The following is a 13755-nucleotide window of genomic DNA, read 5'->3' on the forward strand; positions in this document are numbered from 1 at the left end:
CGTGTGCGCCGGGGCCTGGGATCTAGGTATCCGAAAGGGTCGAACTGTTCACCGGCGCCCAAGGGCCGATGGCGTAAACCACACCCGAGACGTCTCGGGTCGTGGAACAGGCTTGCGACTACTCAGTGGCCACCACCTCCATGTGTACGGGTCCTGCCTGCGAAGATCCTTGCCTTGCTGTGCCCCGCCCCTCCGGCGGCGGTCCGCAGCCAGAGGGCCAGCCGGATTCTCGCCTGCTTCGGAGGGGACGGGGGGTACCGCATACCAGGCAGTTCACCTGCCCAGTCACTCGATCTCTCACTTGAACGACAGTGAAATTACACACCCGCATACGGAATGTCTAGAGCTTCCACTATAGATTTTTTCGGCCAAGGGAAGCGGCGATCAGGGCGCTGCCGCTCAGCCTGCGGACGCCTCGGTGGTTGCCGTGGTCAGATCCCGGCGGCGGATCAGTCCTTCAGGCCGGTGACCGGGGCGCGACCGTCCGGTTGCTTCATTACCCCCGAATTCGAGGTGGTCTTGCTGGCTGACGGGCTCACCGGCCAGGTGCGCGATGGGGATCAGGTGCGGCTGGACCGGGTGCGAGCCCGATGGCTATCGATGCTGAGTGCGCAGGTGATATAGGCGTTCGGCATAGGCGAGATCGTCGCGCCACAGGCGTGCCGCGGCGTGATTCATCAGTGGGCGTAGCACGGGCAGTATTCGGTGCGAATACCGGAACCCCGGCCGGTTCGAGGTCGCCACGACCGCTTCGATCACCGCAGTGCGTGCTCGGCCTTCGGAACCGAAACCTATTGGGGTGGCGTGGGTTTCCACCACACTCCCGGCTCCTTCGCCGGAGACGATGCGCATCACGATGGTGCGGGGGTCGGGGCAGGTGAACTCGGCCGCGACCGGCACCCCGAGCCCGCGAGCGACCCGGAAGATGGCGGTGAGCACGAAGCGGTGGTTTTCCTCGGTGATCCCCTCGCGCGGCGGCGTCTGTGTCACGTCCAAACGTGCGAACGAATGTGGATGAAACCAGGAACCGTGCCACGGATCGAGACGGTTGGCGATGATGTCACGCGGCTCGCAGACTCCGGTCAGACAGGTCACCGAGTGCACTGTGGTGTCGGCAGGGCGCGGGGCGAGGAAGGGGGCGTCGGTCGGGTTTTCCTCTCCGACAGCGTCCAGTCGTACCCAGGCCAGAATGCCGTCGTCGTAACTGGGGAACGGGCACCATCGGGAGCCACTTGTCGTCGCGCCGACCCGCAGGCCGTGCCAGCGACAGATCAGTGCGTCATTCTCGATGGCCGCCGTGGCCAGCGGCGCGCCCAGATGCGGGCATGTTCCGGGGCCGACGTGCAAGTGGTCGTGTTCATCGCGCCATGCCACGACCTCGACCCCGGCGACGGTGGTGCCGAGTGGGCGGTCGCGCCGCACACTGTGGCTCGCGGCGAAGACGTACCAATTGCCTGAGGGCCGCCGCTGTGACCAGCGCAGCGCCGCCGCGATGAGGCTGGGATCCGCATCCTGGTAGGTGGGTCGCTGCTGTGACCATTGTTCCGGTGAGAACCGTTGTAGTGGAAAGTGCGGCAATTTCACGATTTCGGTGGGCTTTTTCATCGCAGTTGCCTGTCGCGAGTCGCGAGCGTACGCAGCATGGCCGATCGGCCGTGGCCGGGAACAGTCTGGAGGGTGTGCCCGGCGCCGCCCCACTGGCGCAGCAGAGTATTGGCCGCGATCCATCCGGTGGTCGCGGCTCGTTCCATCAGCGCCACCGGAAGATCGACTCGGATACCGTCTCCGGCGAGCACCAGCCGCGGATGCGGGGTCGTCACACCGGGGCGGCGGGCGAAGTCGCCCGGGGCGAAACGCGGGCAATCCTGGCGCCACAGGACCGTCTCGCCGAGGACACGGGCGCCCGAGGTCTCGGGGTAGAGGTCGTGTAGTCGCGCCAGCAGCCGATCGCGGAGGTTCTGTTGGGTCGCCGCGGGTGGTGTCTGCTCTGCTACCGCGTATGCGTGCAGTTCCACGACGCTGCCGTCGTTTTCGCGCGCCCATTCTGTGGCCTGACGTTCGTATCGGTCCAGCACGCTGATGTTGTCGAGCGGATCCAGCTGGCCGGTGCCGAGGAAGCCGGGCCGATCGGGACCTACCGGCTGGTCCAGCCACAGGCGATACACGACGAAAGCCGGTGCGGTGCCCAATTCGGCCACTTGGATACGCCATGTGTGGTCACCGAGCGCCGGCGACGCGGCGACGATGCGGCGCAGCCCGGCGACATCTGCGGCCAGCACCACCGCGTCAGCGGGCAGGCTGGCTCCGGAGTCGTCTACAACGGCGAAGCCGGCTGCCGCCGGGTCGATACGATCGACCGTCACACCTGTGTGGAATCGGACCGTACCCGGTCTGCCCGGTATGTGGGGAGCGGTGAGATATTCCGCGAGCGGCTGCCACAGACCGACATCGAAATTCTCCCGCGCCACATCGAAGATCAGTCCTTCGCTGGAGCCCAGGAAGTAGATGTGGAACATCGTCGCCAATTCCGCGGCGGACGTGTGCTCGGGCTCGGCGAAGAAGCTGCGCGAGAACACCTCGAAGGCCAAATGGCGGGCCGCGTCAGGAAAATTGATGTCGCGCAGGAAGGTGTGCGCGTCCATGTGATCGAGCCAGTGGTAGATCTGTGGCACCGAGACCGCTGCCAGCGGCGCCGCGGTACGCGCATTGATGCGCAGCAGGTCGCCGATCCGGAAGGTGGGGCTGCGCAGGGCGAAGGCGAGCGCGTTCCACGGTGGCGTGCGTGGCAGGCCGCGGAAGGTGTCGCGGTGGCCCTGGGCATCGATCAGCGGATAGTCGTCCATTCTGCGCAGACCGCGCAGTTCCGGATCTCCGCGTGTCAAGAGTTTGCGCAGGTTGTAGTACTGGGCGAAAATGGCGTGGAAGCCGCGATTCATGCCGACTCTGGTGCCATCGGCCCACTGCTCGGTCCAGCCGCCGACCCGTCCGCCCAGATACCGTTCCCGCTCGATGACCTCGACCTGGAATCCTCGTTCGGCCAGACCCGTCGCGGCTGCCAGGCCGGCGATGCCCGCGCCGACCACGATCGCCCTCGGCGCTCGCCCGGCATCGCCGACGTCGAGCCGCCCGGCCGCGGCCGGATACTGTGCCCGCCGCGGATCGCGACCGAGTCCGGAACCGTCCTTCTTCATCGGCGCGCACCTTCACGTCGCTGCCGTGCCCGCTCCCAGGCGAGCAGCACCGATGTCACCAAAGCGAAACCGAACAAGAAGTCCTCCACCGGGATATCCCACGGGAATCGAAGTCCGAGAATGTGTTTCGGGTTGTACAGCACGATCGGGGCGTCGAGTCTGGATAGCCATCCATCCACCGGGATCTGGAACCCCAGCACGATCACCATCGTCAGCCAATAGGCGGGCCGCCGGAACAGCCCGGTCCCCAGTACCGCGCACTCCGCGACACAAACGATGACCACCGCCGCGACCGCGGGCAGCGTGTAACCGATGCCGGTCACGCTCATCGCCACGGCCGCGTCGGCCGCGCACCGTTGTGAACACGGCGGTCGAGCAGGGACTGGATCGCCACGAAGGTGAGCAGTCCACACAGGGGAACGACCAGGAAGAACAGGAATTCCTCCACCGGCATTGCGCCGGGCAGCCGTACTCCCAGCAGGTAGCGCGGGCCGAAGGTCCAGACATCGGTCGCGATCGCCACCAGATCCCAGATCACGAACGCGCAGACGGGCGGCAGGGCAGCAAGCAACAGCCTGGGTCTGCGGTAGACACCCGGACCGAGGAATTCCAATGGTGCGGTCGACACCAGGCAGACGCCCAGAACAAGCAGATAGTGCCAGCGGTCCATGTGCGCTCCTTCAGCGATGTTCACGTGGGTCCCGATGCGGGTGCTGGTTCATGGATCCTCGACGAGCTGTGAGGGCACGCTGCTGTGGCGTGCCCGCCACGCCCGGAACATACCGCGGGCGCCGACCCGGACCCGGCGCCCGGTGCCGACGGTGGCGCGGCGGCCGAACACCTCGAAGTCGTTGTCCTCGATGCGGTCGAGGATTTCCGAGTACAGCAGCAGCGCTGTCGTGACGCACGGCCGCGACCGCGGGGCCAACAGCGCGATCCCGCCCCGCGCGTATTCGTAGATATCCCTGGTGATCTGATGTTGTGCCGCGAGCGAGCGCCGCACCCTCGGCTCGACTCGGCGGTGTTGTCTGCACCAGGACAGCAGCTCCCTGTCCACCCCGTACGCGGCCAGTTCGTCCGCGGGCAGGTACACGCGGTCACGGGCCAGATCCTCATCGACATCGCGCAGGAAATTGGTGAGCTGGAAGGCCTTGCCGAGCGCGGCGGCGTACGGCGCCGCGCCCGCATCCACAACACCGAGAATCGGCAACAATTGCAGCCCGATCACCTCTGCCGAGCCGTGGATATACCGATCCAGCGCCGCGCGGTCCGGATAGTCGGTGATGCACAGATCCATGCGCATCGAGGCCAGAAAGGCGTCGAACAGCCGATCGGATATGTGGTACGCCCCCGCGGTGTGCAGCACCGCTGCGAGCACCGGATCGCCGCCGGTGTCGGCGGTGGCGAATTGCCGTGTCAGCCTATCTAATCGAGCAGCGCGGTCGACCGTGGTCAGTCGCGGGTCGCGCTGGTCCACTATGTCGTCCGCACGCCGGGCGAAGCCGTACAGCGCGTGCACCGCGGGGCGCTGATCGGGTGCGAGCAGGCGAGTGGCGAGGAAGAAGGTCCTGCCGTGCTCGGCATTGAGCTCGCGGCAGCGCTGGTACGACTGCCGCAGAGCGGGATCAGTGATGCCGGCGGCGTCGAGTTCGGCGCGCATCATCGCGTGATCCGATCGGCGAAGGACTGCTGCGGCGACAGGGCTGGGCCGGTGCCGAATCCTGGGCCGGTTATCCGTTCTGCCGCAAGGCGCCCCGAGATGAGCACTGGCGGAATCCCCACACCGGGCACAGTCGACCCACCCGCCAGAACCGCGTTGTCGATGCCGCGAATCATGTTGGCAGGCCGGAAGGGGCCGGTCTGTCCAAAGGTGTGCGCCAACGCGAAAGGGCTCCCCGCGAGCATGTCCTGGCGCGCCCAGTCGGCCGGAGTGACCACCCTCAGCAGTTCCATACCGCGCAACGGCCCCGGACCCAGTCTGCGTTGCACGGTATCGAGCAGGCGGTCCGCGTACAACGTCCCGCTATGGTCCCAATTGATTTCTCCCCGAACAAGATTCGGCACCGGAGCCAGGATGTAGAGCAGATCACGTCCCTGCGGCGCCAGGCTCGCATCTGTCACGGTGGGTCGGGTGAGGAGCAGCGAAGGATCGGACATGACCCGTCCGCCCTCGATGATGTCGCGAAACACGCTGTGCCAGCCGGCGCCAAACAGCAAGCAATGGTGCGAGGTCGCCGGTAGATGATCGACGGCAACGTGTAATACGACCGCGGACGGCGCGGGACGTACCGCGATCGGGCGGCGGGAGCGGTGCCCGAGCAGCTGGTGACTTCGACGTCGTTCGGTTGTCAATACCACCGCATCACAACCGATTCGCTCGCCCTGGTCGGTGTGCACGGCGGTCACCCGGCCACCGGAGCGCACCAATTCGGTCACCGCGGCGCCGTAGCGGAATCGCACACCGGCCGCCGTCGCGGCGGCCGCGAGCGCATCGGGCAGTGCCCGCATTCCGCCGCGCGGGAAATAGACGCCGGAGATGGTATCCATGTAGGCGATCACCGCGTACGCCGCCAGGGTTCGATCAGGTGCGACACCGGCGTACAACGATTGAAAGGTGAAGACCCGCCGCAGATCTGGGTCGGTGACGAACTCGGCGACTTTGCGATCCCAGCGGCGCAGGCCTCCCAATGCGGTGAGCCGGGCCAGCGCAGGGGTCAGCATCGACAGCGGCGAGTCGAAGTTCGCCGCGATGAACCGATCGAACTCGGCCGCATACAGCCGGCTCAGCCAGTCGCGCAACCTGCGGTAGCCCGCGGCCTGAGCAGCGCCGGCGAACTCGGTGACTGCCTGCACCATCGACTCTTCGTGGCTGTGGACATCCAGGGTGCGCCCATCAGCGAAGGCCGCATGATAGGCCGGGGTGACGGGAAGCAGATCGAGCCTGTCCCGCGTGCGCTCCCCCACCGCGTCGAAGACATCATCGATCAGCTCCGGCATGGTCAGCACCGTCGGTCCGGTATCGATGCGGTAGCCGTCGAGATCGAGCCTGCCCATCCGCCCGCCCGGCACGACTTCGCGTTCGACCACGGTTACCGCGCGGCCCCGGCCCGCTAGGTGTAGCGCGGCGGACAGGCCGGCCAGTCCGGCACCGACGACCACGACATGATCGGTGCGTCCTACGACGGTGCGCATCGTTCTCCTCGTCACAGCTGCCGTGCCGTGCACAACAGCGCCATATGCTCCAGTGCCGAGCGGCGCGCACCATCCAGCGCCAGCTCGCCGACCGCATCAATGGCTGCGTCGACCCGATCGGCGATCATCGCCTCGATGTGTTCGGGTGCGCCCGATGCGGCGATCAACGTCCGGCACCGGGCGATGGCCACGGTGTCGAGCACAGACAGATTCATCAGCTCCGAAAGCTCCAGCCGCGTGGTGGCATCGGCCATCTCCAGCGCAGCGATGACGACGCTGGTCGCTTTGCGTTGGACGAGGTCGCTGTCCTGCGGCTTGCCGGTGATGGCGGCGGAGCCGAATATCCCGAGCAGGTCGTCGCGCAGCTGGAACGCCTCGCCGATGCGGGATCCGTAATGCCCCAACATATTCAGAATCTGATCGGGACAACCCGCCAGGGATGCGCCCAGTTCGAGCGGTCGGCGGACGGTGTAGTTGCCCGACTTCGCGCGGGCGATGGCGAGCACCGATTCCAGCGTCGGCCCGCTGCGCGCGTCATTGGACAGGTCCGCGAACTGGCCGGCCGCCAGTTCGATCCGCATTGCGTCGTATCTGGGCCACAGCCGAGCCAACGCGTCCGCCGCGACTCCGCTCTCCCGCAGCATCTGCTCGGCCCAGACCAAGCACATGTCGCCGAGCAGGGTCGCGGCCGACGCACCGAACCGCGGCGCGGAGCCTGGCGCACCGTTGGCGCGGTAGTGCTCGCATAGCCGCAGATGGGCCGCCCTCTCGCCGCGCCGCAGCACGGCATCGTCCATGACGTCGTCCTGCAGCAACGCGAACGCGTGCAGCAACTCGAGGCTGGCCGACGCGCGCAATGCGGCCGTATCGGGTTCACGGCCACATAACCAGCCCAGATACATGAAGGTCGAGCGCAGGCATTTCCCACCCAAGGCGTATTGCCATAGCACCTCGTCCACACCAGACGCGCTCAACGCCGTGACACGTAAGGCCCCTTGCATAAACGCGTCGAGTTCGTCGAGTACCCGGCTCCGGAAATCGGCGCACCAACGTGCGAGACCCGCCGTCGCCGACGCTGTGGTCGTATCGGGGAGCGGCAGCGATTCAGAAGCTGCGGTGCTCATCGTGGTACTCCTCGCTCGGTAGCCGGTGCGCCGACCCCCCTGTGCGCGTGGCGCCGTGCTCGGTCACCTCCGCCAGCACGGCTGCGATCGTTTCGAACGGCGAACGAGCTACCATGGATGCAGCCAAACGTTTTGCCGCAGTGCGGAATTCGCTGGAATGTACTCGATCGACGGCCGTGGCGATCGCGGCGGTCCGGGGCCTTGCGGTACCGAGGTCGATGCCCGCGCCGGTGTAGGCCACCCTGGCGGCGACCTCCGGTTTGTCGGCGGTATCGCCAGCGACGACGAGCGGCACACCGTAACCGAGCGCCTGTTGCACACCGCCGTAACCGCCATTGGTGACCATCACATCGACCAGCGGCAACAGCTTCGCGTATGGCACGAAGTCGGTCACATGCGCATTCGCCGGGACCGGACCGATCGGTACGCGCGAACCACCGGTACATGCCACCATCACGACATCGTCGCGACCGCTCAGCGCGGACAAGGTCGGTCGGAGCAACTGCTCGTAGTCGCGGTTGGTCCAGGTTCCCTGGGTGACATGGACAACGGTCTTGCCGCTGTGCAGTGCACTCCACCAGTCCGGCAGCGTGATATCGGCGACTGCGGGTATCGGAATCGGTCCGGTGAACACGACCGTGGACGGCAGATCGCGGCGCGGATATTCGAATTCGGGCACGGTGAACTGCAGCAACCGATCGGCGAGTACGGGCCAGTCCAGTAGGGGCACCGGCATGTTCTGCACACCCAACTCGCGCAGGACGGCATTGAGCCGTGTCAGCTCGCTCCGGAACAACACTCGATGCACGAACCGGTTCATCGTCGTGTAATCCCGGCCCGGTCTCGGCTGCCAGCCGAGCCCGAACGGCGGGCAGTCCCGGCTCGCCGCCATCAGCGGAACCACGCCGCATGTGAGCACCGGAGGACGTGATTTTCCGGACAACAGCAATGGAATGGCCCCGGTGTACATCACGTCGACCAGTACCGCGTCGAAGACCGTGCGACCCAGCTCCGCGGTCAGCGCACTGTATTGGGACACGATCGGATCCAGAAAGCTCGACCGTATCTCCGCGCGGCCGGTCCTCCACCGCCGCAAAGGATCCGGCACCCAGCCACGCCCCGGGTCCGAGGGCGTCACCGTCGCCGACGAAGGCAACGCCGCAAACCGGACGTCCTGCATGCGAATGACTTCCTGAAACACCGAACCGGTCAGCAGGCACACCTCATGCCCGCGCCGCCGCAGATCGGCCGCGACAGCCGCCATCGGTACTACATGACCCGGTATGGGCGTCGCTGCTAGTAGATAGCGAGCCACGCCGACATTCCTTCGCTGCTCTCTCGCCGCACATGACGGTTTCTCACCTGGCTGATCCGAGCACTCCGGCACTCGGCAACCGGCTGCCGCACAGCCCGAACGCAATCGAGAACACATAGGCGAGGCGAACCCACATCCGCTCCCATCCGAGGGTGAACAGTGACCATTCTGCCAACAAACGACGCAAAAACGATGCAAATTCGTCGCGCGGAACCCGAGTGGATCCGTATCAGTCCTGTGGGACGGACTCCGCGGAGTCAGCCGACCGCTCTCAGCAACACGAACTTCAGGAGTCAAATCACCTGGCCCCGCTACGGCAGGCTGGAGACAGCCATCCGACCTCGAACTGCTACCGCCGACACAAGACCGGAATCTTAACGCTCAACTGCAACGTTACTCTCGACGATGCTGGTCCTTCGGTTACCAAGCCGGAGTGTCGATGTGAGGACTCGAGACATCCTTGACGACTTCGCGCCTAAAGATGCTTGCCCGGGCTTGGCTCCGGCTAGGGACACGCCGAGGCCGTATGCTGTCTGCCACGCACCCATGGGTGCGGGGCAGACCATATATCTGGCATTCATCTTTCTGAGAACTGCGTACTGAACCTGCGAGTGAACGACTCAGATATGCATTGATTGCATCGTTACGAGCTACCGTGTCGAGCATGCCATCGCCAACATATCTGGTCCGCACCAGAGGAGTCCGCATGACATCACATCGTGTACTTCGCTGCATCTTCGGCCTCCTGGCCGGAGTGATCTCCACCTTCGCGCTGTTGCCCGCGGGTAGCGCCGTCGCCGCACCGCGGCCGGTCGAATCGCCCGCGCCGGTCGAATCGCTCGACCTGAACCAATACCTGGGCACCTGGAATCAGCTCGCCGCCGTACCGCAGTTCTTCAACCTCCAATGCGCTCGCGATACCCGCGCTGACTACACCTTGGACCCACAGGGCAACGTCGCCGTGTACAACTCGTGCACAACCTGGTCCGGTGACCGCAACGAGATCCGCGGTACCGCGAAGGTCAACGACCCGGTGACTCGCGCGCAGTTCCACGTCAGCTTCCCGAGCGTCCCCGGTCAAGGCCAGCTTGACGGGCCGACGAACTACATCGTCACCGCACTCGGCCCCGACTACTCATGGGCGCTGGTCACCGATCCAACTAAACTCTCCGGTTTCGTCTTGGCTCGCAGCCCGGCGCTCGACGCGCCGACCTGGGATCGAGTGCGTGAAGCCATCACCGCGGCGGGTCAAACCCCATGTATGTACCTGACCTCGCCGGTAACCGGCGCACAGACCGATCTGACTCCACTGTGCTTGCGATGAGCAGAACTGGGTCGCCCCGTTCGCCCGCGACCTGCGAGCCTGCCCGATACGCAATGTGTAATCGGGATTCCCCGCTCTCGGTGACCGGCTGCATCCCGCTGCCAGCGTGGCTGCGCCTCCCGCCACCACCGCGCCACCCAGCCCGAGGAACTCGCGACGGTTCACCCGCTTCATCTGCCCGCCATCCTTCTGGATATCGGAAACCGATGTCGCACCACGATATCGCGTGCGGCCACCGCAGCGGCGCGAAAGGAAGCTTGCTGCTCGACCAACCCCCCGCCGGGCACAACAATGTTGCATCCACCTCAACATGGGATCAGCGACCAGCGACCCGTACTAGCGTGGCAGCACAATGGCGAGTGCGAAATCGCATTTACGTGGTCGGCGGTAGATCCGATTGCAGGACGTTGACTACCCGGATCAGCTCGTCACACAGCTCGGCCTGCGAGCGATCGTCGGTCAGGGATGCCTCGAATTCGAGTGTTCTTCCACCGGAATTCGGGATGTTGGCTTCCTGTAGCAGCTCGAACGAGAGGACGCAGAAGAGATCGGAACTGTGCCGGTGCGTTTGGACCGCGTGACGGTCGCCGATTGTCACCGGCTTCGGGTTTACGTAGTTCTCGTAGACCGACCATTCGAACGGGGCTTCTTTCGAGTGGGCCACTAGCCGATACCACGCACCGTTCCACCCACAGAATGAGGTGTCGGACCCTGGCTGCCGAAGGTCCCGCATTGTCGCGAGGCCGGCGGCGGTGACGCTCCCCGTCGAGATCAGGCAGGGGTCCCAGACCGCTGGGCGGGCCGCTGTCGTGGTGGGTGTGGTGGTACTCCTCGTCAGAGACGGCATGGTGAGAACACTGGTCGGGAGAGCCGACGGCGCCTGTCGGGCGAGGGCTTTGGCGACGGATTCAGCGCCGGACTGTAGATCGGCGCGGAGCTCGGGCGAGTCGAATGAAGTCGGCGCCTCGGCAACCCCGGACCAGTCCTTGCCCGAGGCCTCGACCGTGACGATCAGGTTGCTGATCGTGAATTCCACAGTCACCTGGGTCAACTCGCGGATGGAACGCGCCTCGGCCCAGGTGACCGCGTCGTCACCGATCCCGGCGACCGGCGTCGGCCGAGGGGTTCCGGTGTCGGCCTCCTTGCGCTCCATGAGGCTTCGGGTCGTTTCCCCCGCCGTGATGGGAAACAGCCCAACGTAATACGAGACCGCGAGATTCCGCCACATCGGCTTCCGGTGCGGCGCGAGGGGTTCACGAAGGACCGAGCCACCGAACTTTTGCGCGCAGCGTAGGTACTGGCTAGCGGCGCTGACAGTACGCTCACCGTGTTCGCGTTCGGCCGCTGGGCTGTACATCTCGCCTGCGAACGTCTTGATCTCCCGTTCCGCCGGTTTCAACGCCTCCGTGCAGTCCACCGGCACGGCCGAGAATCCTGCCGCGTACTTCGGCCCGGCAAGGCCCGAACAACCAGTCGTCAATAGCATCGAGACCAAGAACAAGGCAGACAACCCAAACAGCCTGCGGGTGTTACCGACACGCATCGACGATTCCCTCCCGGATCGCGGCCCAGCCACAGTCCGCGCCACCAGGGGACAATGTAAAACACCGGACAGTCCGCTCACCATCCGAACGGATAGTCCAGGGCGACGTCCTCACTTGCCGCATGCCGCGATGATCGAACCGGCGCCACACTGCGCTGCCGTCGGATCTGTTGTTGGCCACTCCCAGCGACTCCGGCGAGGTCCTCACAGTCGAGAGCCGTTGCAGCGCACCATATTCCCGTGGCGGATGAATACCGCACGCTGGAATACTGCACATCCACCACTCAGGCCTCCCGAGGCCAACTGATCCACCACGGGACGTTGGTGGACTCATCGGCGCAGGCATCCTCTGTACAGGCAGGGTCCTGCTGACGCTCACCCACCCGTTTGCGGGGACTCTCGCTCGCTATTCGAGGTAGTCGTGGAGCAACTGTGAGCGCGATGGGTGACGGAGCTTCGACATCGTCTTCGACTCGATCTGCCGGATCCGTTCGCGGGTGACGCCATAGATCTTCCCGATATCGTCGAGGGTTCGGGGCCGCCCATCGTCCAGGCCGTAACGCAAGCGCATGACACCGGATTCGCGCTCGCTGAGCGTGCAGAGTACCGCCCGCAACTGCTCCTGCAGCAGGGTGAACGCCACTGCCTCGACAGCTACGACGGCCTCCGAGTCTTCGATGAGATCACCGAACTGGGTGGTGCCCTCGTCACCGAGCGTCTGGTCCAAGGAGATCGGTTCCCGTGCGATTCGTCGAATCTCGAGAACCCTCGCGGGCGGGATATCCAGTTCCGCGGCAAGCTCGTCGACCGTTACCTCGCGGCCCAGCTGCTGAAACAGTTCACGCTCCGCCCGCCCGAGCTTGTTGATGATCTCCACCATGTGCACCGGGATCCGAATGACGCGGGACTGGTCGGCCATGGCGCGCGAAATCGCCTGGCGAATCCACCAGGTGGCATAGGTCGAGAACTTGAATCCTTTACTGTAGTCGAACTTTTCGACCGCCCGCACCAGGCCCAAATTGCCCTCCTGGATCAGGTCGAGAAACGCCAGACCGCGCCCGGTGTAGCGCTTGGCAATCGATACCACCAGTCGCAGGTTCGCCTCGAGCAGATGATCTTTGGCCGCGATGCCGTCCTGCACGACCCAGGTCAGGTCCCGGCGGCGTGCGACCGTGAGTCCTGAATGCTCGCAAGACTCGGCCCGTAGCTTCTCCGCCGCGTACAACCCGACCTCGATCCGGACCGCGAGGTCGACCTCTTCGGCCGCGGAGAGCAGCGGAACTCGCCCGATCTGCTTCAGATACGCTCGCGTCGAATCCCCAGCGGCGGTGAGCTCGGCTTCCCTGCGTGCCCGGCGCAGCGTCGGAGACTCGTTCTCATCCCAAATGTCGTCCGCGGTGTCATCATCCTCCGCCGAGGTGGCTGTGGACTCTTGGTCATTCGTTTCGCCTGCGGTCGTTGCCACATTTGCCTCTCCGAGAGATTCGGGCGGCATCGCGATTCGAGAAACAGGACCGCAGAGAGGCCTCGAGCGGCTCGGCAAGAACCGGAACCACTGACCAGCGTACGGGTAAACAGGTGGATTGGGGCGACGACCGGCCTCCAGTGCCTGCGTCCAGTCGCTTCGAGCCGAACTGGCACGTGATCGGTGTGCAGGACAGCCGCACCATCGGCGCCCAAGCGCCGAACCATTCCGCACAATGAGCGCAGATAACCCGGAGTGCAGACCGCGCCGGGCCCTCGTCGCTGCGTGATGCGAGCGATCGCGGACACGCATGGCATAGTGGGCGTTCGAGAACGGGCTTTTCACCAAGAATTTGCCCGGCTCGCTACAGAAGAGAAGTTACGTTAAACATGGCTCAAGGCAGTGTGAAATGGTTCAACGGTGAAAAAGGCTTCGGCTTCATCGCCCAGGACGGCGGCGGCCCGGACGTCTTCGTGCATTACTCGGCCGTGAGCGGCTCGGGTTACAAGTCCCTCGACGAGGGTCAGCGTGTCGAGTTCTCGGTGGAGCAGGGCCAGAAGGGCCCCCAGGCCACGGACGTTCGCGCCATCTGATTCAGCGC

11 protein-coding genes and 1 pseudogene are annotated in these 13755 nt (G+C 65.2%); 2 read left to right on the plus strand and 10 right to left on the minus strand.

Features of this window, described 5'->3' with window-relative positions:
- Positions 1-594: 594 nt before the first annotated feature.
- From ACFV4K_RS29920 to ACFV4K_RS29955, 8 genes are read right to left on the minus strand one after another with little or no spacing between them, the layout of a single operon-like run.
- Positions 595-1605: a DUF5914 domain-containing protein gene (locus tag ACFV4K_RS29920; protein WP_379279420.1), complete on the minus strand. Its 1011-nt coding sequence runs from the start codon at positions 1603-1605 to the stop codon at positions 595-597.
- Complete coding sequence (locus tag ACFV4K_RS29925; RefSeq protein WP_379279421.1) at positions 1602-3191, minus strand: FAD-dependent oxidoreductase; 1590 nt, start codon at positions 3189-3191, stop codon at positions 1602-1604. The genes ACFV4K_RS29920 and ACFV4K_RS29925 overlap by 4 nt, the downstream gene beginning before the upstream one ends.
- Positions 3188-3514 (minus strand): lycopene cyclase domain-containing protein, encoded by a 327-nt coding sequence (locus tag ACFV4K_RS29930; protein ID WP_379279423.1) that lies wholly within the window; start codon positions 3512-3514, stop codon positions 3188-3190. The genes ACFV4K_RS29925 and ACFV4K_RS29930 overlap by 4 nt, the downstream gene beginning before the upstream one ends.
- Positions 3515-3516: 2 nt before the next feature.
- Entirely contained in the window at positions 3517-3861 is a 345-nt protein-coding gene (locus ACFV4K_RS29935) for a lycopene cyclase domain-containing protein (protein WP_379279424.1), read from the minus strand.
- 48 nt (positions 3862-3909) lie between these two features.
- Positions 3910-4854: a phytoene/squalene synthase family protein gene (locus tag ACFV4K_RS29940; protein WP_379279425.1), complete on the minus strand. Its 945-nt coding sequence runs from the start codon at positions 4852-4854 to the stop codon at positions 3910-3912.
- On the minus strand, positions 4851-6383 hold the full coding sequence (gene crtI, locus ACFV4K_RS29945; protein WP_379279426.1) for a phytoene desaturase family protein: 1533 nt from the start codon (positions 6381-6383) through the stop codon (positions 4851-4853). The genes ACFV4K_RS29940 and crtI overlap by 4 nt, the downstream gene beginning before the upstream one ends.
- An 11-nt stretch (positions 6384-6394) precedes the next feature.
- Positions 6395-7507, minus strand: a complete 1113-nt coding sequence (locus ACFV4K_RS29950) for a polyprenyl synthetase family protein (protein WP_379279427.1) — start codon at positions 7505-7507, stop codon at positions 6395-6397.
- On the minus strand, positions 7488-8771 hold the full coding sequence (locus tag ACFV4K_RS29955) for a glycosyltransferase (RefSeq protein WP_379279429.1): 1284 nt from the start codon (positions 8769-8771) through the stop codon (positions 7488-7490). Before ACFV4K_RS29955 ends, ACFV4K_RS29950 begins: the two co-directional genes overlap by 20 nt.
- Before the next feature lie 757 nt (positions 8772-9528).
- On the opposite strand from ACFV4K_RS29955, the gene ACFV4K_RS29960 reads away from it, so the two are divergent.
- Entirely contained in the window at positions 9529-10146 is a 618-nt protein-coding gene (locus tag ACFV4K_RS29960; RefSeq protein WP_379279430.1) for a lipocalin family protein, read from the plus strand.
- Positions 10147-10519: 373 nt separating this feature from the next.
- Here the strand turns inward: ACFV4K_RS29960 and ACFV4K_RS29965 are convergent, their stop codons facing one another.
- Together ACFV4K_RS29965 and ACFV4K_RS29970 are read right to left on the minus strand one after the other, a co-directional pair.
- Positions 10520-11689, minus strand: coding sequence for a hypothetical protein (locus tag ACFV4K_RS29965; RefSeq protein WP_379279431.1), 1170 nt, complete (start codon positions 11687-11689; stop codon positions 10520-10522).
- A gap of 406 nt (positions 11690-12095) precedes the next feature.
- Positions 12096-13082: pseudogene (locus tag ACFV4K_RS29970) on the minus strand (RNA polymerase sigma factor); the annotation flags it as partial.
- A 461-nt stretch (positions 13083-13543) separates the two neighbouring features.
- Here ACFV4K_RS29970 and ACFV4K_RS29975 point away from each other — a divergent pair.
- Positions 13544-13747, plus strand: a complete 204-nt coding sequence (locus ACFV4K_RS29975; RefSeq protein WP_379279433.1) for a cold-shock protein — start codon at positions 13544-13546, stop codon at positions 13745-13747.
- The last annotated feature ends 8 nt before the right edge of the window (positions 13748-13755 follow it).

Origin of the sequence: Nocardia sp. NPDC059764 (assembly GCF_042732555.1) — a bacterium.
Classification (GTDB): Bacteria; Actinomycetota; Actinomycetes; order Mycobacteriales; family Mycobacteriaceae; genus Nocardia.

What these genes read in the sequence shown, in the direction of transcription:
- ACFV4K_RS29920 (WP_379279420.1), bottom strand. Translation starts at nt 1,605, where the DNA reads ATGAAAAAGCCCACCGAAATCGTGAAATTGCCGCACTTTCCACTACAA.
- ACFV4K_RS29925 (WP_379279421.1), bottom strand. Translation starts at nt 3,191, where the DNA reads ATGAAGAAGGACGGTTCCGGACTCGGTCGCGATCCGCGGCGGGCACAG.
- ACFV4K_RS29935 (WP_379279424.1), bottom strand. Translation starts at nt 3,861, where the DNA reads ATGGACCGCTGGCACTATCTGCTTGTTCTGGGCGTCTGCCTGGTGTCG.
- ACFV4K_RS29940 (WP_379279425.1), bottom strand. Translation starts at nt 4,854, where the DNA reads ATGATGCGCGCCGAACTCGACGCCGCCGGCATCACTGATCCCGCTCTG.
- crtI (WP_379279426.1), bottom strand. Translation starts at nt 6,383, where the DNA reads ATGCGCACCGTCGTAGGACGCACCGATCATGTCGTGGTCGTCGGTGCC.
- ACFV4K_RS29950 (WP_379279427.1), bottom strand. Translation starts at nt 7,507, where the DNA reads ATGAGCACCGCAGCTTCTGAATCGCTGCCGCTCCCCGATACGACCACA.
- ACFV4K_RS29955 (WP_379279429.1), bottom strand. Translation starts at nt 8,771, where the DNA reads ATGGCGGCTGTCGCGGCCGATCTGCGGCGGCGCGGGCATGAGGTGTGC.
- ACFV4K_RS29960 (WP_379279430.1), top strand. Translation starts at nt 9,529, where the DNA reads ATGACATCACATCGTGTACTTCGCTGCATCTTCGGCCTCCTGGCCGGA.
- ACFV4K_RS29965 (WP_379279431.1), bottom strand. Translation starts at nt 11,689, where the DNA reads ATGCGTGTCGGTAACACCCGCAGGCTGTTTGGGTTGTCTGCCTTGTTC.
- ACFV4K_RS29975 (WP_379279433.1), top strand. Translation starts at nt 13,544, where the DNA reads ATGGCTCAAGGCAGTGTGAAATGGTTCAACGGTGAAAAAGGCTTCGGC.